We start from the raw sequence: 20,385 nt of genomic DNA, 5'->3' as shown, positions 1-20,385 counted from the left end.
GATCAATAAATCAATGCACTAGCGGTACTTGATAACGATGCCTTTGAGCTTGCGCCCTTCAATGGTGCGGATGTCCCGGTCCCAGAGCGGCCCGCTGACATAGGCCGAAACCGGCGCGATGCGGTCGTAGACCACGACCACCGCATCACCGCCGATCTTCGCTGCCTCCTCGCGCAGTTTCTGTTCGACCTCGGCAATCGGTGGCGCCGGCTCGACACTGGCGTCGACCACGATCTCGCCGAGGCGATCATGGGCGCGCAGTGGCTCGCGACGGAGCACTTCGACATTGGCGGCGCTGCTGGGCGCAGCATGGGGGGCACCAACATATTCGGTGGTGCGGGCGTCGATACTGCTGCAGCCAGCCAGGGCCAGCAGCAGTGTGCCAAGCAGCCAGGTCCCTGGGCGGTACAACATCTGAACTGCAGCCATGCTCCGATTCCCTCCGAGGCCAGTCATACGCTGAAACAAAGACTTAACTGAAAGTAGCTGCAAATCCGTCTGTCGCAAGTTGGCAAATCGAATTACCTACCGCTGTCACCCCAGCACTTCGCGCAGCCGGTACCACATCATGCCCAGTGCCAGCAGCGGCGAGCGCAACGCCTTGCCGCCCGGAAAGGTCATGTGCGGCACGGCGCTGAACACATCCATGCCCTGGCTGTGGCCAGCATCGATGGCTTCCGCCAGCAGGCGGGCAGTCCAGTGGGTGACGTTCAGGCCGTGGCCGGAATAGCCCTGGGCGTAGTACACGTTGGGGTGCTGGGACAGGCGCCCGACCTGCGGGAAGCGGTTGGCAGTGATACCGATCTTGCCGCCCCACTGGAACGCGATGCGGGTGTCGGCCAGTTGCGGGAACACCTTGAGCATCTTCGGTCGCATGTAGGCGGCGATATCCAGCGGGTCGCGTCCGGAGTAGTGACAGGCGCCGCCAAACAGCAGGCGGTTGTCTGCCGTGAGCCGGTAGTAGTCCAGGCCGACTTTCTGGTCGCACAGTGCCAGGTTCTGCGGGATCAGCGCCTTGGCTTGTGCGGCACTCAACGGCTCGGTGGTAATGATGTAGCTGCCGGCGGGCAGCACCTTGCCGCTCAGGCGTGGCTCCAGCTCGTCCAGATGGGCGTTGCAGCCCAGCACCAGGCTGCCGGCTCGCACGCTGCCGTGGGCACAGCGTACTTGCACGGTCGCGCCGTGGTTGATCTCCAGCACCGGGCTGTGTTCGAAGATGCGTACGCCAAGGGAGGCGGCCACCCGGGCCTCGCCCAGCACCAGGTTGAGTGGATGCAGATGGCCCGAGCCACGATCGATCAACCCGCCGGCATACGCCGAGGACGCCACGACCTCGTGCATCCGCTCGGGGCCGATCAGTTGGGTTTCATGGCGATAGTCCAGCGCTGCCAGGCTCTCTTGCTCGCTGCGAAAGGCGGCGAACTGCGCCGGAGTGTTGGCCAGTTCGCAAAAGCCCCAGCGCAGGTCGCAATCGATGTTGTGCGCGCGGATTCGATCGGCCACTACCTCGACCGATTCGATTCCGGCCCGCTGCAGGTACTTGACTCCCTCCTGGCCAACATAGCGGGCAAAGCCCTCGACCTCGTGGCCAATGCCACGGATCAACTGGCCGCCGTTGCGACCGCTGGCTCCCCAGCCGATGCGCCGGCCTTCGAGCAGGATCACCGAGAGGCCGCGCTGGGCCAGTTCGATGGCGGTGTTGACGCCGGTGAAGCCGCCGCCGATGACACACACATCGGCGCTCAGTTCTCCAATCAGTGCTGGGTGTTCAGGCATCGGTCCGACCGATGCCCGGTAGTAGGAGCTGGCATGTTGCGCAGCAGGATTCATAGAGGCTCCCTGGCTCATTTGTTCGACTTCACTTTGCTCCAGGAGCGGGTCATCACCCGCATGATCTGCGGGGTCGGGGTGTTGGAAACGTAAAGCTTGTCCAGCACCGCCTGCGGTGGATACACCTCGGGGTTCTTGACCAGGTCGGCGTCCATGTACTGCTGGGACGCTGGAATGGCGTTGGCATAACCGACGGAGGTGCTGACCTTGGCAATCACTTTTGGATCGAGCAGGTTGTTGACGAAGGCATAGGCTTCTTTCGGGTTGCTGGCGTCAGCGGGAATGGCCAGCAGGTCGAACCACAGGTTGGCGCCTTCCTTGGGAATGGCATAGGCGATATTGACGCCGTTGTTGGCTTCCTTGGCGCGGTTGGCCGCCTGGAACACGTCGCCGGAGTAACCGAAGGCCACGCAGATGTCGCCGTTGGCGAGGTCCGAGACGTACTTGGATGAATGGAAGTAGGTGATGTACGGGCGCAGGGTCAGCAGCTTGGCCTCGGCTTTTTTATAGTCTTCGACACTGTTGCTGCGGGGGTCCATGCCCATGTAGTTGAGGACTGCGGGGAACAGCTCATCGGCCGAGTCCATGAACGACACGCCGCACTTGCTGAGTTTCTTGAGGTTCTCAGGCTCGAACATCACCGCCCATGAGTCGATGTGATCGACGCCCAGTACCTGCTTGACCTTGTCGACGTTGTAGCCGATGCCGTTGGTGCCCCACAGGTAGGGCACCGAATGCTGGTTGCCGGCGTCGTTCTCTTGCAGGGCCTTGAGCAGCACCGGGTCCAGGTTCTTCCAGTTCGGCAGTTGCTCGCGGTCCAACTTCAGGAACGCGCCGGCTTTTACCTGGCGGGCGAGAAAGTGGTTGGAAGGCACCACCACGTCGTAGCCGGTACGACCGGCCAGCAACTTGCCTTCCAGGGTTTCGTTGGAGTCGAACACGTCATAGATGACCTTGATACCGGTGCTGCCCTGAAAGTCCGCCAGGGTGGTATCACCGATGTAGTCGGTCCAGTTGTACACGCTGACACTGGGCTGGGCCTGGGCCGCGGCGCTGACCAGCAGCGCCAGGGTTGCACTTGCAACTGTTTTCAATGAACGCATGTCGACACCTCTTCGAATTGTTTTTTTCGATGTTTGCTACGGGGCTCAGACGCTGAGCAGCAGGAACTCGCGCTCCCACGAACTGATCACCCGCTTGAAGTTCTCATGTTCGGCACGCTTGACCGCCACGTAGCCGCGAATGAACTTGCTGCCCAGGTGCTGCTCGATGCTCGGGCAGTCTTCCATGTTTGCCAAGGCATCCTCGATGGTGATCGGCAGCCGCAGGTTGCGACGCTCGTAGGCACGGCCCTGCACTGGGGCGCTGGGGTTGATCTTCTCGACCATGCCCAGGTAGCCGCACAACAGGCTGGCGGCAATGGCCAGGTAGGGGTTGGCGTCGGCGCCGGGCAGGCGGTTTTCAACGCGCATGGCCTCGGGGCTGGACGTCGGTACGCGCAGGCCCACGGTGCGGTTCTCCTCGCCCCACTCGACGTTCACCGGTGCCGAGGTATCGGGCAGGAAGCGGCGGAACGAGTTGACGTTGGGGGCGAACATCGGCAACACCTTGGGGATGTACTTCTGCAGGCCGCCGATGTGGTGCAGGAACAGTTCGCTCATCTGCCCATCTTCGTTGACGAAGATCGGCTTGCCGGTGGCGATGTCGATCACGCTCTGGTGCAGGTGCATGGCGCTGCCTGGCTCATCGCCCACCGGCTTGGCCATGAAGGTGGCGGTGACGTTGTGCTTGAGCGCAGCCTCACGCATGGTGCGTTTGAACACGGTGATCTGGTCCGCCAGGTCCAGCGCGTCGCCGTGACGGAAGTTGATTTCCATCTGTGCCGGGCCGTCTTCGTGGATCAGCGTATCCAGGTCCAGGCCCTGGGCTTCGCACCAGTCGTAGACGTCTTCGAACAGTGGGTCGAATTCGTTGGCAGCATCGATGGAGAACGACTGCCGGCCACTTTCGGCGCGGCCCGAACGGCCCAGCGGCGCTTGCAGCGGCAGGTCAGGGTCGTCGCAGCGCTGGGTCAGGTAGAACTCCATCTCGGGGGCGACGATGGGTTGCCAGCCTTTGTCTGCGTAAAGCTTGAGGACCTTTTTAAGCACGTTGCGCGGCGACAACTCGATGGGGTTGCCTTGTTTGTCGAAGGTGTCGTGGATAACGATGGCGGTGGGTTCCAGAGCCCACGGCACCATGTACACCGCCGAGGAGTCCGGGCGGCAGACCATGTCGATGTCGGCGGGATCGAGCAGGTCGTAGTAGATATCGTCGTCGACAAAATCCCCGGTTACCGTCTGCAACAACACACTTTCCGGCAGGCGCATGCCTCGCTCATGCAGGAACTTGTTGGTGGGTGCAATTTTGCCGCGGGCGATACCGGTCAGGTCACTGACCACGCACTCGACTTCGGTAATCTTGTGTTCTTTCAGCCACGCAGACAGCTGATCGAAAGGGGCATTCATAAAGACCTCGTTATTGGTTTTATTACGCGCCAGGACCAGCGATCAAGGCTGGTATGCCGTCTGGACGACTTCCCCTGCAGCGCGTTGAGGGCTATCTTGGGTGACGCTTGCGCATTCGATCTATCCACTTTTCGCAGAATAAAATGCACCAAAAGAGTGCATAAAGAGCAGCTCATGACAGTGCCAAATCCGTTTCAGGTCCAGGCTTTCAGCACCGCCACCGTGATTGAGCAAGAGCGCGCGTCGCCGAACTGGACCGTGCATTACCAGCAGATGTCGCCAGGGCATTTCGCCGGCCGCATCCGTTGCCTGGAACTTGAAGGCGTGGAGATCTACGAAGAATCCATGAACACACGGGTAGAGCAGAGCTTTCGTGCCCCGCCCGGCGCCCTGACATTCTGCTTCGACCGCACGGACAACAGCCTGTACCTGCTCAATGGCGAAAGCCGCAACATCTGGATCACCCCGGAGAACTACCAGGAAGTGGCCGTGGTGTTCGGGCCTGAGTTCGTTCAACGCCACCGGGTCGACATCGCGCGCCTGGAGGGGCTGTTCATGGCTCCGCTCAATTCCATGCAGAACGCACTGTTCAGCCGTTGGTTGAGCGGCACCCTGACGCGCCTGGGACAGGAGGTCGACCCGCCGAGCCGCGAAGGATTGGCCGAGCAGTTGCTTCAGGATTGCCTGTTCATTCTCGACAGCGCGAGTGTCTGCCTGGATCGCAGCGCCTTGTGGCGCCGTTCCGAAGAGCGCCTGATCATGCGTCGGATCGGCCAATGGGCCGGTGACTGCCCGGAAGAAACCCTCAACCTGCTGGAGCTGGCGCAGGTCGCCGAAGTCCCCCTGCGTCAATTGCAGCAAGCCTTCAAGACCTACACCGGGATGACCCCTGCCCACTGGCTGCGCCTGCGCCGCCTGAACAGCGCCCGGCGCGAGCTGTTGAGTTGCAAGGCGGGGGACAGTACGGTCGCCGAAGTCGCCATGCACTGGTCGTTCTGGCACCTCGGACGGTTCTCCAGCAGCTACCAGCAATTGTTCAAGGAATTGCCCAGCGAAACACTCAAACGAGCACATCGACACACCTGAGACACAAATAGCCATCTATCTGACCCTGTCGGGCAACCGGGCCGCAGTGGTATGTTCTCTCCAATAAATGAAGTCGATAGATTGGAAAGACCATGCCAAGAGCCTCCCACCAAGACCTGCGTCGCGCGTTTCGTAAACTCCTTGCTTCTCCTGCCTGCTACCACACGGCCTCCGTGTTCGACCCGATGTCGGCGCGTATCGCTGCCGACCTGGGTTTCGAAGTGGGCATCCTGGGTGGATCGGTCGCTTCCCTGCAGGTGCTTGCCGCACCTGATTTCGCCCTTATCACCTTGAGCGAGTTCGCCGAGCAGGCCACACGGATTGGCCGGGTGGCCCAGTTGCCGGTGATCGCCGACGCCGACCACGGCTATGGCAACGCATTGAACGTGATGCGCACGGTGACCGAGCTCGAGCGCGCCGGTATCGCCGCGCTGACGATCGAAGACACCCTGCTGCCAGCGCAATTCGGGCGCAAGTCCACCGACCTGATCAGCGTTGCCGAGGGCGTCGGCAAGATCCGCGCGGCCCTGGAGGCGCGTGTCGATCCGGAGCTTGCGATCATCGCCCGCACCAACGCCGCACTGATTCCGGTCGAAGAGGTGATCGCGCGTACCGTGGCCTACCAGAACGCTGGTGCCGACGCACTGTGCATGGTCGGCATCCGTGACTTCGAGCACCTTGAGCAAATCGCCTCGCACCTGAGCGTGCCGCTGATGCTGGTGACCTACGGCAACCCGCAACTGCACGATGATGCGCGCCTGGCGCAATTGGGTGTGCGCATTGCCGTGGACGGCCACGGAGCCTACTTTGCCGCGATCAAGGCCACCTACGACTGCCTGCGCGAACAACGCCGGATCACCAGCAGCGCCTCGGACCTCAGCGCTACCGAACTTACCCATACCTACACGGTGCCTGGCGACTACATCGTCTGGGCCCGCGAGTACATGGACGTCAACGAATAGGCCACAGGCCTTGCAGCAGCAATTCCCTACAAATGGACAAGCGAAATAATTCATGAAGAAAACAGTGGGTGTACTGTCAGGGCTCGTCGTCGCCGTGGCCGCAGTATGTACGGCAGGCGCCTGGTACACCGGCAAGCAATTGCCTGAGGTGCTCGACAATGCCATTGCCCAATCCAACGTCCAGCTCAAGCAGTCGATGGTTGGGGTCGGTGGCAGCGCAAACCTGGAGCTGATATCGCTGGAGTCGCATCTGTATTCGAGCACCGCTCGTTACCGGATCAAGGTCAACGACCTGATGGTCGGCGATGAGCCGCACAGTTTCGAGCTGGGCTTTGTCGATCGTATCGAGCATGGTCCGTTGCCCTGGACGCGGCTCAAGGCGTTGAAACTCATGCCGGTCATGGCTGCCAGCAACTACACCCTGGAAAAGGACGCCAGCAGCGCCGAGTTGTTCGTTGTCAGTGGTGGGGTGGCGCCGTTGCAGGGCCAGACCAGCCTGGGCTACGACGGTTCGACCGACAGCACGGTGACCATGCCGCCGATGCAATGGACAGACGCGGGCGGTTCGGTGCTGAAGTTCTCGGGGCTGGAGGTGCGTGCCACGGGTACCAAGGATGCCGGGCAGGTCACCTTCAATGGCCATTCCGCGAACGTGAGCCTGAATGTGCTGGAGCCGGGGCGCGCGCCGTGGAACGTGGAGGTCTCCGGGCTGAAACTGACGGGGGATATGAGCAAGACCGAATTTGGCTACTACGTCGGTACCAGCGCGCTGGGAGTGGCTGAGACGAAGGCGGTGCTGGGCGAGCAGCAGAAAGTGCTGGTGATCAAGCAACTTGAACAGAACGCCGCCTCCGAGATCAATGGCGATACCCTGACCGGAAAAGTGGCCTACAAGGTGGGCGATATCAATTTCGACGCCAAGCCGGTGGGGTCCAGCGAAATGCTCTTGAGCTTCAAGCGCATCGACGTGCCAGCCATGCAATCACTGATCGCCTGGTACCAGAAGCGCCTGCCGGAATTGCAGGCCGCCCAGGCCCGGGGCCAGGCAATGCCATCGGTGCCGATGACCGAGGCGGAGAAGGCCCAGGTCAGTGCCGATGTACAAAAGGTGCTGGCCGCCAAGCCGCAGTTCGCCCTGGAGAACCTGTCGTTCAAGACGGCCAACGGTGAAAGCCGCTTCAGCTTGAGCGTCGACCTGGACAAACCGGCTTCACTGGAACTGCCACAGGATGAGCTGTACCGGCAGATGATCACCCAGGTGCAGAGCAAGCTGCAGTTGTCCAAGCCGATGATCGGCGACCTGGCTGCCTTGCAGGCGCGTCTGCAGGGCCAGAGCGAGGCGCAGATCCAGGCCCAGCAAGTCGCCCAGACCGGCGAAATGGTCGGCATGATTGCACTGCAAAGCCAGATGGCCACGGTGCAGGGCAATGACATCCTGTCCAGCGTGCATTACGCCGATGGGATGGTGGACATGAACGGCCAGAAGATGACCGTCGAGCAATTCGCCCACCTGATCATGGCCAACCTCGGGGCGCTCCAGCCACGAGGCTGAAAAACAAGCCCCGGTGCGGCAGGTCTGTCGCACCGGGGCTTGTTTCACTAAAAAAACCTTTTGAATTCATCCGATTAACTGTAGCCTTCGGCATCCCATAAAAACCCGAGGCCGCAGAAGGTCTTTGGTTCTGCCTGCAGCGCCGTTCAGCGCCTTGCTCGCAGAGCCTGTAGCCGATTTGCCAGGGCTCGGTGATACACTCGACTTACGCGCACAGGCGCCTGCAGGTCCAGCGATCATGACCCAGATTTCCGAACGCCTTTTGGTCCAAGCCCACCTCGATGCCAAGCAGCCCAAGCCGCTGACACCCGAGCAAGAGGCCGACTACCGCGCCGCCATCGCCGCCGAACTCAAGGCGCAGAATGCGGTGCTGGTTGCCCATTACTACTGCGATCCTGTGATCCAGGCCCTGGCCGAGGAAACCGGCGGTTGCGTGTCCGATTCGCTGGAAATGGCCCGCTTTGGCAACAAGCACGAAGCCAGCACCGTGATCGTCGCCGGCGTGCGCTTCATGGGCGAAACCGCCAAGATCCTCAACCCTGAAAAGCGCGTGCTGATGCCAACCCTGGAAGCGACCTGCTCGCTTGACCTGGGTTGCCCGGTGGACGAGTTTTCGGCGTTCTGCGACCAGCACCCGGAGCGCACCGTGGTGGTCTATGCCAACACTTCCGCGGCGGTCAAGGCCCGGGCCGACTGGGTGGTGACTTCCAGTTGCGCGCTGGAAATCGTCGAGAGCCTGATGGACAACGGCGAGACCATCATCTGGGGGCCAGACCAGCACCTGGGTCGCTACATCCAGAAGCAGACCGGCGCCGACATGCTGCTGTGGGACGGTGCCTGCATCGTTCATGAAGAGTTCAAGTCGCGCCAGCTGGCCGACATGAAGGCGCTGTACCCCGATGCCGCGATCCTGGTACACCCGGAGTCGCCTGAGGCGGTGATTGATCTGGCAGATGCCGTGGGCTCGACCAGTCAGCTGATTGCCGCGGCGCAAACGCTGCCGAACAAGACCTTCATCGTGGCGACCGACCGCGGCATCTTCTACAAGATGCAGCAGCTGTGCCCGGACAAGATCTTCATCGAAGCGCCTACGGCCGGCAACGGTGCGGCCTGCCGCAGCTGCGCCCACTGCCCGTGGATGGCGATGAACACGCTGGAGCGCACCTTGCAGTGCTTGCGTGAAGGTAGCAATGAGATCTTCGTGGAACCTGCGCTGATTCCCCAGGCAATCAAGCCGCTCAAGCGCATGCTCGACTTTACCCAGGCGGCGCGGATGAAGTTGTCCGGTAACGCTTGATGCACAGATCGCGGGGCAAGCCCGCTCCTACCGGATCATGGTAGGAGCGGGCTTGCCCCGCGATGCATTTGAGGACCTCAGCGCATCATTTCCTTGACCATGCGCTGTTGCTCCATCAGTTCACGCTGACGCGCGTCGATCTTCTCCTTCAGCACCCTGTTGCCTGCCCGCTGCTTGGCGTAGTCGAGCTGCTGAACCGCCTGGTCGTAGTCACCCACCAGGGCAAAGTACTCGGCACGCGCCTGATGCAGGCCGACCGTGTTGCCGGCCAGTCCTCGCACTTCTGCCACGTCATACCAGACATCCGGGTCTTCCGGACGATTCTTGAGCAACGCATCCAGCGCCTTCTCCGCTTCGGCGGGGCGGTTCTGCTTGAGCAGCAGGTCGATCCGCGCCTGTTGCAGCGGGTAGTTGGCCGGGTACAGGGCGCGCATGCGATCAACCCGCTGCTGGGCATCGGCCAGTCGGTTGTTGGTAATCTCCAGGTCGATCTGCGCCAGGTTGTAGGTGATGTCGTTGGGGGCCTTGGCCAGCAGCGGCTTGAGGCTTTCGCGTGCTTCGTTGAGCTGGCCGCCCTTGATCAGGGCCAAGGCCAGGCCATAGCGGGCTGCATCCATGTTCGGGTTTTCGTCCAGCTGGGCACGGAAACGCTTGGCGGCCAGGCCCGGGGTGCCTTCATAGATCAGGGCAACGCGGGCGCGAATCAGTTGATAGCGCTGGCTGTCTTCGGTACCGCCTTTGGGTGCCTGCTCGGCGCGGTTGCGGGTATCGGCGATACGCGATTCGGTCACCGGGTGAGTGAGGAGGAACTCCGGCGGCTTGGCATCGTAGCGGTACTGACGCATCAGGCGTTCGAACATGCTGGGCATGTTGCGAGGGTCGTACCCGGCTTTTTCCAGGTTGAGGATACCGATGCGGTCGGCTTCCTGTTCGTTCTGTCGGGAAAAGCGCCGTTGTTCCTGGATGGCGGCAGCCTGGGTACCGGCAATCGCGGCAATACCCGCGTCGCCTGCGCCGGCTGCGGCAGCGACGATGCCCGCGAGCAGTGCCGCCATCATCGGCAGTTGCATACGCTGCTGGGCCTCGACCCCCCGGGCGAAGTGGCGTTGCGACAAGTGAGCCAGTTCGTGGGCCAGTACCGAGGCATATTCGCCTTCGGTCTGGGCGTTGAGGAACAGGCCGCCGTTGACCCCGACAATCCCGCCGGGGGCGGCGAAGGCGTTGAGTTCTCGGCTGTCGATAAGGATGAATTCGAGGCGGCGGTCCTGCAGCTGGCTGGTTTCGGCCAGGCGATAGACGCTGGTCTCGACATAATCCTTGAGCTGGGGGTCGTTCAGCTGATTGACGTTGCCCCGCAGCAAACTGAGCCAGGCGCGGCCCAGCTGGTGTTCTTGTTGGGGGGACACAATCGCAGAACTGGCGTCGCCGAGTGACGGCAGGTCGTCGGCATGGCTGGGTAGCGCCATCAAACAGGCCAGCGTCAGCAGGGTAGGGCGCAGTAAATTCATGCACGAAGCTCTGGTCGACAAAGAGCCTTACTGTAGCCCGCTCACACGTCGGCGACCAGTGGCGGTATTCTAGCGGGCTCGATTGAACGTGCCTGCCTGGAGAACCCCGATGAGCGATAACCCGACCTTTGATGCCGAACTCGACGCCAGCGGCCTGAACTGCCCGCTGCCGCTGCTCAAGGCGAAGATGGAGCTCAATCGCCTGGGCAGCGGCGCAGTGCTCAAGGTGGTGGCGACCGATGCAGGATCCCAGCGCGACTTCCGCACTTTTGCCAAATTGGCCGGTCATACGCTGCTGCTCGAAACAGCCGAGGGTGGCGTGTACACCTACTGGCTGCGCAAGGCCTGAGTTTTTCTCCCCTTAAGGATCGTCAATGTTCAAGGTGCTTCGCGACTGGATGCAACGCTACTTCTCTGACGAAGAAGCCGTGGTGCTGGCGGTCTTGCTGTTTCTGGCGTTTACCGCCGTCCTTACCCTGGGCGGCATGCTGGCGCCGGTGCTGGCGGGTATGGTCCTGGCGTTTCTCATGCAGGGCCTGGTCAATGCCCTGGAACGTCTGCGGGTGCCGACCCGCTACGCAGTCGGCCTAGTGTTCGCCCTGTTCATGGCGGCGCTTGGGGTCTTCCTGTTGGTGCTGGTGCCGTTGCTCTGGCATCAGTTGATTACCCTGCTCAATGAACTGCCAGGCATGCTCGGCAAATGGCAGTCGCTGTTGCTGTTGCTTCCTGAGCGCTATCCGCACCTGGTGTCTGATGAGCAGGTACTGCGGGCCATCGAGGCTATGCGCGGGGAGATAGGCAAGTTCGGCCAGTGGGCGTTGACCTTCTCGTTGTCCAGCCTGCCGTTGCTGGTCAACATCATGATCTACCTGGTGCTGGTGCCGATCCTGGTGTTCTTCTTCCTCAAGGACCGCGAGCTGATTGCCCGCTGGGTCAGTGGCTACCTGCCGCGCGAGCGTGCATTGATGACCCGGGTGGCCGAAGAAATGAACCGCCAGATCGCCAACTACATCCGTGGCAAGGGTATCGAGATTCTGATCTGCGGCGTAGCGACCTACATCGCCTTCATCACCCTGGGGCTCAACTACGCGGCATTGCTGGCCTTGCTGGTGGGGCTGTCGGTGGTGGTGCCGTATGTCGGCGCCGTGGTGGTGACGGTGCCGGTGACCTTGATCGCGCTGTTCCAGTGGGGCTGGGGCGACCAGTTCATCTACTTGATGGCGGTGTACGCAATCATTCAGGCGCTCGATGGCAACGTGCTGGTACCGCTGTTGTTCTCCGAGGCAGTGAGCCTGCACCCGGTGGCCATCATCTGTGCGGTGTTGTTGTTTGGTGGTTTGTGGGGCTTCTGGGGGATCTTCTTCGCGATTCCGCTGGCAACCTTGTTCAAGGCCGTGCTGGATGCCTGGCCAAGGCAGGAGCCGGTGGTAGCACCGTTGCTTTGAACAGGCATCGCGGGGCACGTCTCGACGTGCCCCGCGATCGGTCTACTTGTCGTTCAGCGCCTGCGCTTCAGCCAGCACGGCATCCACGTGCCCCGGCACCTTCACACCACGCCACGCCTTGCGCAGCACACCGTCCTTGTCGATCAGGAAGGTGCTGCGGTCCACGCCCAGGTATTCCTTGCCGTACAGCTTCTTCAGCTTGATTACGTCGAACAGCTGGCACAGGGTCTCGTCCTTGTCGCTGATCAGCTCGAAGGGGAAGGCCTGCTTGGCCTTGAAGTTCTCGTGCGACTTGATGCCGTCACGGGACACGCCGAACACCTCGGTGTTGGCCGCCTGGAAGGCTGCGTACTGGTCACGGAAACCCTGGCCTTCGGTGGTGCAGCCCGGAGTGCCGTCCTTGGGGTAGAAGTAGAGCACCACTTGCTTGCCCGCCAGGTTCGCCAGGCTGATGCTCTGGCCACTGGTGGCCTGGGCCTGGAAATCGGCGACGGGTTGGTCGAGTTCTACGGCCATGAGGGCTTCCTTACAATGGGTTTTGTGGGCGCCAAGGTTCGATCAGAGCGTCCAGGTTCAGGGCGTCGGCGAAGTCCAGGAACTGGTCGCGCAGCCAGCTGATCTGCGTGCCGGCCGGCAGGGTCACGGTGAAGGTGGCGTTGAGCATGGTGCCGCCGGTCTGTGGCGCCTGGTAGGTGTCGCAGGTCAGGTTCTCGAGTTCCACATGGTGGTCGATGAAGAACTGGCACAGCTCGTTGATGATGTCCGGGCGATAGGCGGCGCTGACATAGGCCACGTACGGCAGGGCCAGCGGGCGCACTTCAAGTTCGGCGCTGCGGACCACATTCACGGTGAAGGTGTGTTTCTTGGCCAGGCCCGGCAGGGCTGCCTCGAAACGCGCCAGGGCATCCCAACTGCCGGCAACCTGCAGGACCAGGGCGCTGCACTCGCCATGGCGGGTCAGGCGCGAGGTCACGACCGAGCAGCGATTATCGTTGCTGGCCCGGCACAGAATGTTGGTCAGCTCCATGGGATTGGCGCCCAGGGCACTGATGACAAGGAATTGTTCGCGAACGGTGGGGGTGGACATGCAGCATTCCTAAAGCGATGAGCGGTCGGTACCTGACGGGGCAAATCGGCGGGAGGGCGTGGTCCCGGGGCTCAGGATCGAGGCTTTGGGCACTGCCTGCGCAGGTTGTCGGCAGCCCGGCGGGCCGCTGTGTACCGATCAAAGAGAGAAGGGTAGCGAAAATGGCCGCCGAGGGGAATGCTCCGGCCTTCTGCTTCGCTTGTGCAAGCCCGGTGGCGCCAGTACCATTACCGCTCTCTTTTTCCGGCAGGAGCAGTTTCATGATTGCGGGCAGTATGGTGGCATTGGTCACACCCATGGATGCACAAGGGCGTCTGGACTGGGACAGCCTCAGCAAACTCGTGGACTTCCACCTGAAAAACGGCACCCATGCCATCGTTGCGGTCGGTACCACCGGCGAGTCGGCAACCCTGGATGTCGATGAGCACATTGAAGTCATCAAGGCCGTGGTCAAGCAGGTCGGCGGGCGTATCCCGGTGATCGCCGGTACCGGTGCCAACTCTACCAGCGAAGCGGTACACCTGACCCAGAACGCCAAGGACGCCGGCGCCGATGCCTGCCTTCTGGTCGTCCCGTACTACAACAAACCGACCCAGGAAGGCCTGTACCAGCACTTCAAGCACATTGCCGAAGCCGTCGACATCCCGCAGATCCTCTACAACGTTCCCGGCCGCACCTCCTGCGACATGCAGGCCGAGACCGTGATCCGCCTGTCCACCGTGCCGAACATCATCGGCATCAAGGAAGCTACCGGCGACCTGAAGCGCGCCAAGGCCATCCTCGACGGCGTGAGCAAGGACTTCATCGTACTGTCCGGCGATGATCCGACTGCCGTTGAGCTGATCCTGATGGGCGGCAAAGGCAACATCTCCGTCACCGCCAACGTCGCCCCGCGCGAAATGGCCGACCTGTGCGAAGCCGCGCTTGAAGGCGATGCCGAAAAAGCCCGCGCCATCAACGAAAAACTCATGCCTTTGCACAAAGACCTGTTCGTCGAAGCCAACCCGATTCCGGTGAAGTGGGCTTTGGTTGAAATGGGCCTGATGCACAAGGGCATCCGCCTGCCGCTGACCTGGCTGAGCGAATCCTGTCACGATACGGTACGCCAGGCCATGCGCCAGTGCGGCCTGCAGTTTTAATTGAGGACGTACACCGCATGAAGCGATTGGCTGGTCTTTCCGCCCTTGCCTTGATCATCTCCAGTACCAGTGGTTGTGGCTGGTTGTGGGGCGAAGAGGGTTACTTCCGTGACCGTGGCAGCGACTATCTGGAGGCCACTCAGAAGGCGCCGATGCAACTGCCACCTGACGTTGCCAACGTCAAGCGCCTGGACCCGCTGCTGCCGATCCCGCGTAACGTCGCCGACGACAACGTCAAGGGCGAGTTCGAAGTGCCACGCCCGCAGCCGCTGAGTGCCGGTGCCGATATCAGCGACTTCAGCCTGCAGAAAAGCGGCAGTGCCCGTTGGGTCCTGGCCCAGCGCTCGCCCGCCGAAGTCTGGCCGGTGGCCCGACAGTTCTTTGAAGACAACGGTTTCCGCATTGCCGAAGAGCGTCCGCAAACCGGTGAGTTCAACACTACCTGGCAGCGCTTCGACGAGCTTTCCGCCTCCATGGCCAAGCGCCTGGGCAGTGCCTCGAGCAGCAGCGACAACGAAGTGCGTACCCGTGTGCGTATCGAGCCGGGCGTCCAGCGCAACACCAGTGAAGTCTACATCGTGACCGTCGAGCGTCCGGCCGGCAGCACTGCCGAGCAAGCGTTCCCGGAGCGTTCGAACAACACCGGTGTCGACGCTATCCTGGTTGACGAAATGCTCGCCAGCATGACCCGCAGCGCCGAGAAGGGCGGTTCGGTGTCGCTGCTCGCTGCCCGCGACTTCGACGCCCCGAGCCGCGTCAGCCTGAGCGAAGACGGCAGCGGCAACCCGGTGCTCAACCTGGGTGCCGACCTCGATCGCGCCTGGTCCAGCGTTGGCCGTGCCCTGGAGCAGGGCGAATGGCGTGTCGAAGACATCAACCGCAGCCTGGGCCTGTACTACATCAACCTGGCCGAAAAAGCCGAGACCAAGGACCAGGAGCCTGGCTTCTTCAGTCGACTGTTCGGCAGTGCGCCGAGCAAGGAAGAGCGTGAAGCCCGTGCCGAGCGTTACCAGGTTCGCCTGAGCAAGGTCGGTGACAGCGTCCAAGTGACCGTCGAGAAGAACATCAACACCGTGGCCCCGGCTGACGTCGCTCGCCGCGTGCTGAGCGTGATTCAGGACAACCTGGGTTAAGTGCGCTTCGCCGTACTTGGAAGTGGAAGCCAGGGAAATGGCACGCTGATCGCCAGTGACAACACCCTTGTCCTGGTCGATTGCGGCTTTTCCCTGCGTGAAACCGAGCGGCGCCTGGCGCTGCTCGGCGTTTCTGCGCAGCAATTGAATGCCGTACTGGTCACCCATGAACATGCCGACCACGTGCATGGGGTCGGGTTGCTGGCGCGGCGCTACAATGTACCGGTCTACCTCAGTCGTGGCACCTTGCGCGGCATGCGCAAGCCGGTCGAGGCAGCGGGATTTCTGGCTGCAAACGACACACTGCAGATCGGTGGCTTGACCATCAGCGCTGTCGGGGTCACCCACGACGCACTGGAGCCGCTGCAGTATGTGTTTGACGACGGTAGCCGGCGCTTTGGCGTGCTGACAGACCTTGGCTCCTACGATTGCGCCTTGCTCGACAGCTACCAGGGCCTGGATGCCTTGATGATCGAGGCCAATCACTGTCGCGACCTGCTCGGACGCGGGCCTTACCCGATGTTCCTCAAGCAACGGGTGGGCGGCGACTACGGACATTTGAACAACCACCAGGCCGCGCGCCTGGTGTCGGAGCTGGGCTGGCAGAACCTGCAACACCTGGTGCTGGCCCACCTCAGCAGCAAGAACAACCAGCCACAGCTGGCCCGGCAATGTTTCGTCGACACCCTCGGGTGCGACCCGGACTGGCTGCAAGTGGCCAACCAGGATTGCGGGCTCGACTGGCGCGAAATCGCCTAGCCCATCTTATTTAGCAAGCGGAGCCCATCATGGAAAAACGTGAAGAACTCTACCGCGGCAAAGCCAAGTCGGTTTACAAGACCGACGACGCCGACCGCTTGATCCTGCTGTTTCGCAACGACACCTCGGCGTTCGACGGCAAGCGCATCGAACAACTCGACCGCAAGGGCATGGTGAACAACAAGTTCAACGCCTTCATCATGCAAAAGCTTGAAGAAGCCGGCATCCCGACCCAGTTCGACAAATTGCTGGGCGACAATGAATGCCTGGTCAAGAAGCTCGACATGATCCCGGTTGAATGCGTCGTGCGTAACTACGCCGCCGGCAGCCTGGTAAAACGCCTGGGTGTGGAAGAAGGCATCAAGCTTGAGCCTTCGACTTTCGAACTGTTCCTCAAGAACGACGAGAAGGGCGATCCGTTCATCAACGAATCCCACGTGGTCGCCTTCGGCTGGGGCACTGCCGAGCAACTGGCAAAAATGAAAGCCCTGTCGCTCAAGGTCAACGAAGTACTGAACAAGCTGTTCGACGACGCCGGCCTGCTGCTGGTCGACTTCAAGCTGGAGTTCGGTGTATTCCACGGCGAAATCGTCCTGGGCGACGAGTTCAGCCCGGATGGCTGCCGCCTGTGGGACAAAGAGACCCGCAAGAAGATGGACAAGGACCGCTTCCGCCAGGGTCTGGGCGACGTGATCGAAGCCTACGAAGAAGTTGCCAAACGCCTGGGCGTGCCGCTGTAAGCGGCAAGTTCACGCAAGCGCCTGATACCACGCGAATTTTTTTCGCAAACAGGCTTTGCCTTTAGGCAAACTGCTGGTATCATGCGCGCCACTGGAGAGATGCCGGAGTGGCCGAACGGGACGGATTCGAAATCCGTTGTACTGGCAACAGTACCTAGGGTTCAAATCCCTATCTCTCCGCCATATTTAGAAAAGCCTTATAAATCAATGATTTACGAGGTTGTAAAAATGGTGATTTGTAGCAAGGTTTTGTAGCAAAAACCTGACCTACAGATCGCCATTTTTTTTCGTCTGTCGTTTGCTCTTCCTGCCTCTGTGCTGCCCTATGACCTTGAAGCCTCTGTGGGGGCGTAGGAGCGGATTTGTGGATAATGCCCCGCCGTTGCCCGTAGTGGCTTGATCAAGACCCTTTGATGTGCTGCGGCTCTGCAGCAGTGCGTCGAAGGGTTAGATGGGTTCCCTGTCTATCCATACACCATGTTAGTATCACCGATTTTTAAGAAGCCGCTTTGAAACAGAGCGTTGCGAGGAGACAAAATGAGCCTATTCACGTCATTGGAAATGTGTGCCGGAGCTGGCGGGCAAGCTCTCGGCCTAGAAATGGCGGGCTTTGGGCACGAAGTATTGGTGGAAATTGAACCTCCTGCCTGTGCAACTCTCCGTTTAAACCGCCCTGAGTGGAACGTGCAAGAGCAGGATCTGCGTCAATTTAACGGTCTTCCTTATTTTGGGGTTGATTTGGTCGCCGGTGGGGTTCCTTGCCCTCCTTTTTCCAAAGCTGGTAAGCAGCTTGGGGCTGATGATGAACGTGACCTTTTCCCCGAAGCGTTACGTCTTGTTGATGAGTGCCGACCGAAAGCCGTGATGCTGGAAAACGTGCGAGGTCTTCTCGACGCTGTTTTCGATGACTACCGCAATAAGGTTGAGAAACAACTTAAAAAGCTTGGCTATGTGCCGGGCTGGCGGCTGTTGAATGCTTCCGATTTTGGCGTTACCCAGCTTCGGCCTCGTGTGGTTTTCGTTGGCATCAGGAAAGACCTTGCTGATGGTTTTTCATGGCCTGAGCCAAAGCTAATCACTCCACCGACTGTTGGTGAGCTTCTTCACGATCTAATGCAGGCCGATGGCTGGCGTGGTGCTGATGCATGGCGAGAGCAGGCGAACACAATCGCACCAACGCTCGTCGGCGGATCTAAAAAGCACGGTGGCCCGGATCTGGGGCCAACAAGAGCTAAGAAGGCTTGGGCTTCCATTGGTGTGTGTGGGATGGGTATTGCCAATGAACCTCCTACGGAGTTTTTTGAAGGGATGCCGAGGCTGACTACCCGCATGGCTGCACGTATTCAGGGGTTCCCTGATGACTGGCAATTTTATGGAAAGAAAACTGCAGCATATCGACAGATAGGGAACGCTTTTCCACCTCCTGTTGCGTGTGCAGTTGCGAAACAAATCTTCAAAGCTCTTTCTGTAAAACGCTTGGTACAGGTTGCCTAATGAATATTCCACCCGAGTTTCTACAAGCACGGAAAGAGTTCCATGCTTCGCTGCTCAAAACAACGCTGACCATCAATGATAAGGGTGTGCCAAGCAACGCCGACAGTAGCAATAGAAGCAGTATTGCCATTGCAAAAGGCATTGCGGAGTTATTGAAGGCTGAGACAATTGCAGAACGCCAAGCTGGTCAAACTTCTGGTAATGAGTTTGAGGGTATTTGTGCGGAGTATGTAAAAAATACTTTCTTGAAGCTGGGGCATCTTCGTCCCGGTGACTGGGACGTGCATCAGGTATCTGGGCGTAATCGTTTAGAGATTGCTAAATATGAGCAATATGCACATCTGATAGCATTGGATCGGGCTGCAAAAGCTGACCCTGAACTTGCCGCTGCTTTGGGAAGCGACTACACAATTACCCCTGATATTGTCGTGGTTAGGGGCTTAGAAAGTGACGAGAATATCAACCGTCATGAGTTTTTGGTTGATAGTTCTGTAAGCACTAGAGCCAGCTTGAGGGCTGCTGCCGGGGGCAAGCCGCTTCTGCATGCAAGCGTGTCATGTAAGTGGACTATCCGAAGTGATAGGGCACAGAACGCACGTTCCGAAGCTTTAAACCTGATGCGTAACCGGAAAGGCCACCTGCCTAATATCATGGTGGTGACTGCTGAGCCCACTCCTAGCAGATTAGCTTCAATCGCTCTAGGCACAGGCGATATTGATTGCGTTTATCATTTTGCCTTGTATGAGCTACAAGCAACATTGAAAGAACTAGGCATGGACGATTCGGCGGAGCTTTTAGCTATCATGGTTGATGGTCGTCGTTTGAAAGATATAAGCGATTTACCACTAGATTTGGCAACTTAAAATCATGCAGTTATAAGCAGAAGGCCGGTATCGGCCTTTTGTTTGTTCTGCTACATATATGGTGTGAAGAGGGTAAAGGTTGGGGGATGTATCCTTGAAGCTGAGCCTGCTAAGCCATGTAGCGAAAAAACGCTGCATGGATATATGTTTATGATATTGATGTTCGCATTTCTTGAATTTTTTGTCTCTTGTATTCATTTGCATCATCTTCAATTTTTTTCTTTGCATCGTTCCATAGTGACTTATACGTCTCGCTATATCGCTCTGTTAAAACCAGCACGATATCGTCAAGGTTTTGCTGTTTTATCTTGTTGCCGGGCTTCCCAAACTCCTTTATCAAAACATCGTTTGAGATTGATTTGCAGCCAGAGAATGCTGCTATTAGTTTTTTTGCAAGGCATGATGTCAGTTTCAAGTCTGGAAATTCTTCCATTTCTACCAGCTTTATGAATATTACTAAAAACTTTTGACGTTCTCTTCTTTTAAATCCACCAACTAGCCCGCCTATTTTTCCTGCTTGTTCTGCTTTGTTCATGTTATAACTCCTATGTTGTTATAATACAATTATCATAAGTTTTATGTAAGTCAATGCTTCAGGGTTATATCTCCGAACCTATAGATTTGCTTCGGGGATATACATTGTAAGAGTTTCGCCATTTTCATTTTTTGAACTTTCGATGTGACCAATACCTCACGTTTTTTTGTGAGATTAATTTGAGAGCGATTTTTTGAATTTTGTAGGTGCCATTTTTTCGCTGCTTTGTAGCAAAAGTGAACTAAGTAACTAATTTAGGGTTGAACCCTTTTTAACGGTTATGGTTGAACCTTATATTTATTTTCATTTTGCTCTTGACAAGATGTTTTGCAGTTTTTAAGCCATAATCCGATGGTTGGAAAAATCCATATATCAATAATTTGGTATAAATCCTTGAAATTTCTTTGGCGTATTTTTAGAGAAAAATGAGTTTCTCCAAATACCCTTT

The 20,385-nt window shown here is 59.0% G+C and carries 20 protein-coding genes and 1 tRNA gene; 13 read left to right on the top strand and 8 right to left on the bottom strand.

The window, feature by feature from the left end; translation table 11 throughout:
* Positions 1-18 precede the first annotated feature (18 nt).
* The 4 genes from ABVN19_RS16470 to ABVN19_RS16455 form a co-directional block, all read right to left on the bottom strand.
* Entirely contained in the window at positions 19-429 is a 411-nt protein-coding gene (locus ABVN19_RS16470) for a hypothetical protein (RefSeq protein ID WP_051270486.1), read from the bottom strand.
* 105 nt (positions 430-534) lie between these two features.
* Complete coding sequence (locus ABVN19_RS16465) at positions 535-1,830, bottom strand: FAD-binding oxidoreductase (RefSeq protein WP_028943094.1); 1,296 nt, start codon at positions 1,828-1,830, stop codon at positions 535-537.
* Positions 1,831-1,844: 14 nt separating this feature from the next.
* On the bottom strand, positions 1,845-2,933 hold the full coding sequence (locus ABVN19_RS16460; protein ID WP_028943095.1) for a polyamine ABC transporter substrate-binding protein: 1,089 nt from the start codon (positions 2,931-2,933) through the stop codon (positions 1,845-1,847).
* A gap of 45 nt (positions 2,934-2,978) precedes the next feature.
* A complete protein-coding gene (locus tag ABVN19_RS16455; protein ID WP_028943096.1) occupies positions 2,979-4,337 on the bottom strand; it encodes a glutamine synthetase family protein in 1,359 nt (452 codons plus the stop codon).
* Positions 4,338-4,511: 174 nt separating this feature from the next.
* Between ABVN19_RS16455 and ABVN19_RS16450 the strand changes: the two genes are divergently transcribed.
* From ABVN19_RS16450 to nadA, 4 genes are all read left to right on the top strand, one after another.
* The gene (locus tag ABVN19_RS16450) at positions 4,512-5,423 is read left to right on the top strand and encodes a helix-turn-helix domain-containing protein (RefSeq protein ID WP_028943097.1); all 912 of its coding nucleotides are present in this window, start codon (positions 4,512-4,514) and stop codon (positions 5,421-5,423) included.
* Between the two features lie 92 nt (positions 5,424-5,515).
* Positions 5,516-6,385 (top strand): oxaloacetate decarboxylase, encoded by an 870-nt coding sequence (locus tag ABVN19_RS16445; RefSeq protein WP_028943098.1) that lies wholly within the window; start codon positions 5,516-5,518, stop codon positions 6,383-6,385.
* A 52-nt stretch (positions 6,386-6,437) separates the two neighbouring features.
* Positions 6,438-7,937: a YdgA family protein gene (locus tag ABVN19_RS16440; protein ID WP_105642283.1), complete on the top strand. Its 1,500-nt coding sequence runs from the start codon at positions 6,438-6,440 to the stop codon at positions 7,935-7,937.
* A 238-nt stretch (positions 7,938-8,175) separates the two neighbouring features.
* Positions 8,176-9,234 (top strand): quinolinate synthase NadA, encoded by a 1,059-nt coding sequence (gene nadA / locus ABVN19_RS16435; RefSeq protein WP_105642282.1) that lies wholly within the window; start codon positions 8,176-8,178, stop codon positions 9,232-9,234.
* 77 nt (positions 9,235-9,311) lie between these two features.
* Here nadA and ABVN19_RS16430 read toward each other — a convergent pair whose 3' ends face one another.
* Entirely contained in the window at positions 9,312-10,742 is a 1,431-nt protein-coding gene (locus ABVN19_RS16430; protein WP_028943101.1) for a M48 family metalloprotease, read from the bottom strand.
* A gap of 109 nt (positions 10,743-10,851) precedes the next feature.
* On the opposite strand from ABVN19_RS16430, the gene ABVN19_RS16425 reads away from it, so the two are divergent.
* Both ABVN19_RS16425 and ABVN19_RS16420 read left to right on the top strand, forming a co-directional pair.
* Positions 10,852-11,091 (top strand): sulfurtransferase TusA family protein, encoded by a 240-nt coding sequence (locus ABVN19_RS16425; RefSeq protein ID WP_028943102.1) that lies wholly within the window; start codon positions 10,852-10,854, stop codon positions 11,089-11,091.
* A 25-nt stretch (positions 11,092-11,116) separates the two neighbouring features.
* Positions 11,117-12,187: an AI-2E family transporter gene (locus ABVN19_RS16420; protein ID WP_028943103.1), complete on the top strand. Its 1,071-nt coding sequence runs from the start codon at positions 11,117-11,119 to the stop codon at positions 12,185-12,187.
* 42 nt (positions 12,188-12,229) lie between these two features.
* On the opposite strand, the gene ABVN19_RS16415 is transcribed toward ABVN19_RS16420, so the two are convergent.
* Together ABVN19_RS16415 and ABVN19_RS16410 are read right to left on the bottom strand one after the other, a co-directional pair.
* Complete coding sequence (locus ABVN19_RS16415) at positions 12,230-12,703, bottom strand: peroxiredoxin (protein ID WP_105642281.1); 474 nt, start codon at positions 12,701-12,703, stop codon at positions 12,230-12,232.
* Between the two features lie 10 nt (positions 12,704-12,713).
* Complete coding sequence (locus tag ABVN19_RS16410) at positions 12,714-13,274, bottom strand: glycine cleavage system protein R (RefSeq protein WP_028943105.1); 561 nt, start codon at positions 13,272-13,274, stop codon at positions 12,714-12,716.
* 260 nt (positions 13,275-13,534) lie between these two features.
* Between ABVN19_RS16410 and dapA the strand changes: the two genes are divergently transcribed.
* The 7 genes from dapA (at position 13,535) to ABVN19_RS16375 (ending at position 19,402) form a co-directional block, all read left to right on the top strand.
* Complete coding sequence (gene dapA / locus ABVN19_RS16405) at positions 13,535-14,413, top strand: 4-hydroxy-tetrahydrodipicolinate synthase (protein WP_028943106.1); 879 nt, start codon at positions 13,535-13,537, stop codon at positions 14,411-14,413.
* A 17-nt stretch (positions 14,414-14,430) separates the two neighbouring features.
* On the top strand, positions 14,431-15,546 hold the full coding sequence (gene bamC / locus ABVN19_RS16400; RefSeq protein ID WP_028943107.1) for an outer membrane protein assembly factor BamC: 1,116 nt from the start codon (positions 14,431-14,433) through the stop codon (positions 15,544-15,546).
* A complete protein-coding gene (locus ABVN19_RS16395) occupies positions 15,547-16,305 on the top strand; it encodes an MBL fold metallo-hydrolase (protein ID WP_105642280.1) in 759 nt (252 codons plus the stop codon).
* A 29-nt stretch (positions 16,306-16,334) separates the two neighbouring features.
* Positions 16,335-17,045 (top strand): phosphoribosylaminoimidazolesuccinocarboxamide synthase, encoded by a 711-nt coding sequence (purC, locus tag ABVN19_RS16390; RefSeq protein WP_028943109.1) that lies wholly within the window; start codon positions 16,335-16,337, stop codon positions 17,043-17,045.
* A 93-nt stretch (positions 17,046-17,138) separates the two neighbouring features.
* A tRNA-Ser gene (locus tag ABVN19_RS16385) sits at positions 17,139-17,228 on the top strand.
* A 354-nt stretch (positions 17,229-17,582) separates the two neighbouring features.
* Positions 17,583-18,539, top strand: coding sequence for a DNA cytosine methyltransferase (locus ABVN19_RS16380; protein ID WP_034126581.1), 957 nt, complete (start codon positions 17,583-17,585; stop codon positions 18,537-18,539).
* Complete coding sequence (locus ABVN19_RS16375) at positions 18,539-19,402, top strand: NgoMIV family type II restriction endonuclease (RefSeq protein ID WP_034126582.1); 864 nt, start codon at positions 18,539-18,541, stop codon at positions 19,400-19,402. The genes ABVN19_RS16380 and ABVN19_RS16375 overlap by 1 nt, the downstream gene beginning before the upstream one ends.
* Before the next feature lie 148 nt (positions 19,403-19,550).
* On the opposite strand, the gene ABVN19_RS16370 is transcribed toward ABVN19_RS16375, so the two are convergent.
* Positions 19,551-19,937 carry a hypothetical protein gene (locus ABVN19_RS16370; RefSeq protein WP_034126583.1) on the bottom strand — a complete coding sequence of 129 codons (387 nt, stop codon included), beginning with the start codon at positions 19,935-19,937 and terminating at the stop codon, positions 19,551-19,553.
* Between the last annotated feature and the right edge of the window lie 448 nt (positions 19,938-20,385).

Origin of the sequence: Pseudomonas vranovensis (genome assembly GCF_040438935.1) — a bacterium.
Taxonomy (GTDB): Bacteria; Pseudomonadota; Gammaproteobacteria; order Pseudomonadales; family Pseudomonadaceae; genus Aquipseudomonas; species Aquipseudomonas vranovensis.
This window is presented reverse-complemented; position numbering and strand designations above follow the sequence as displayed.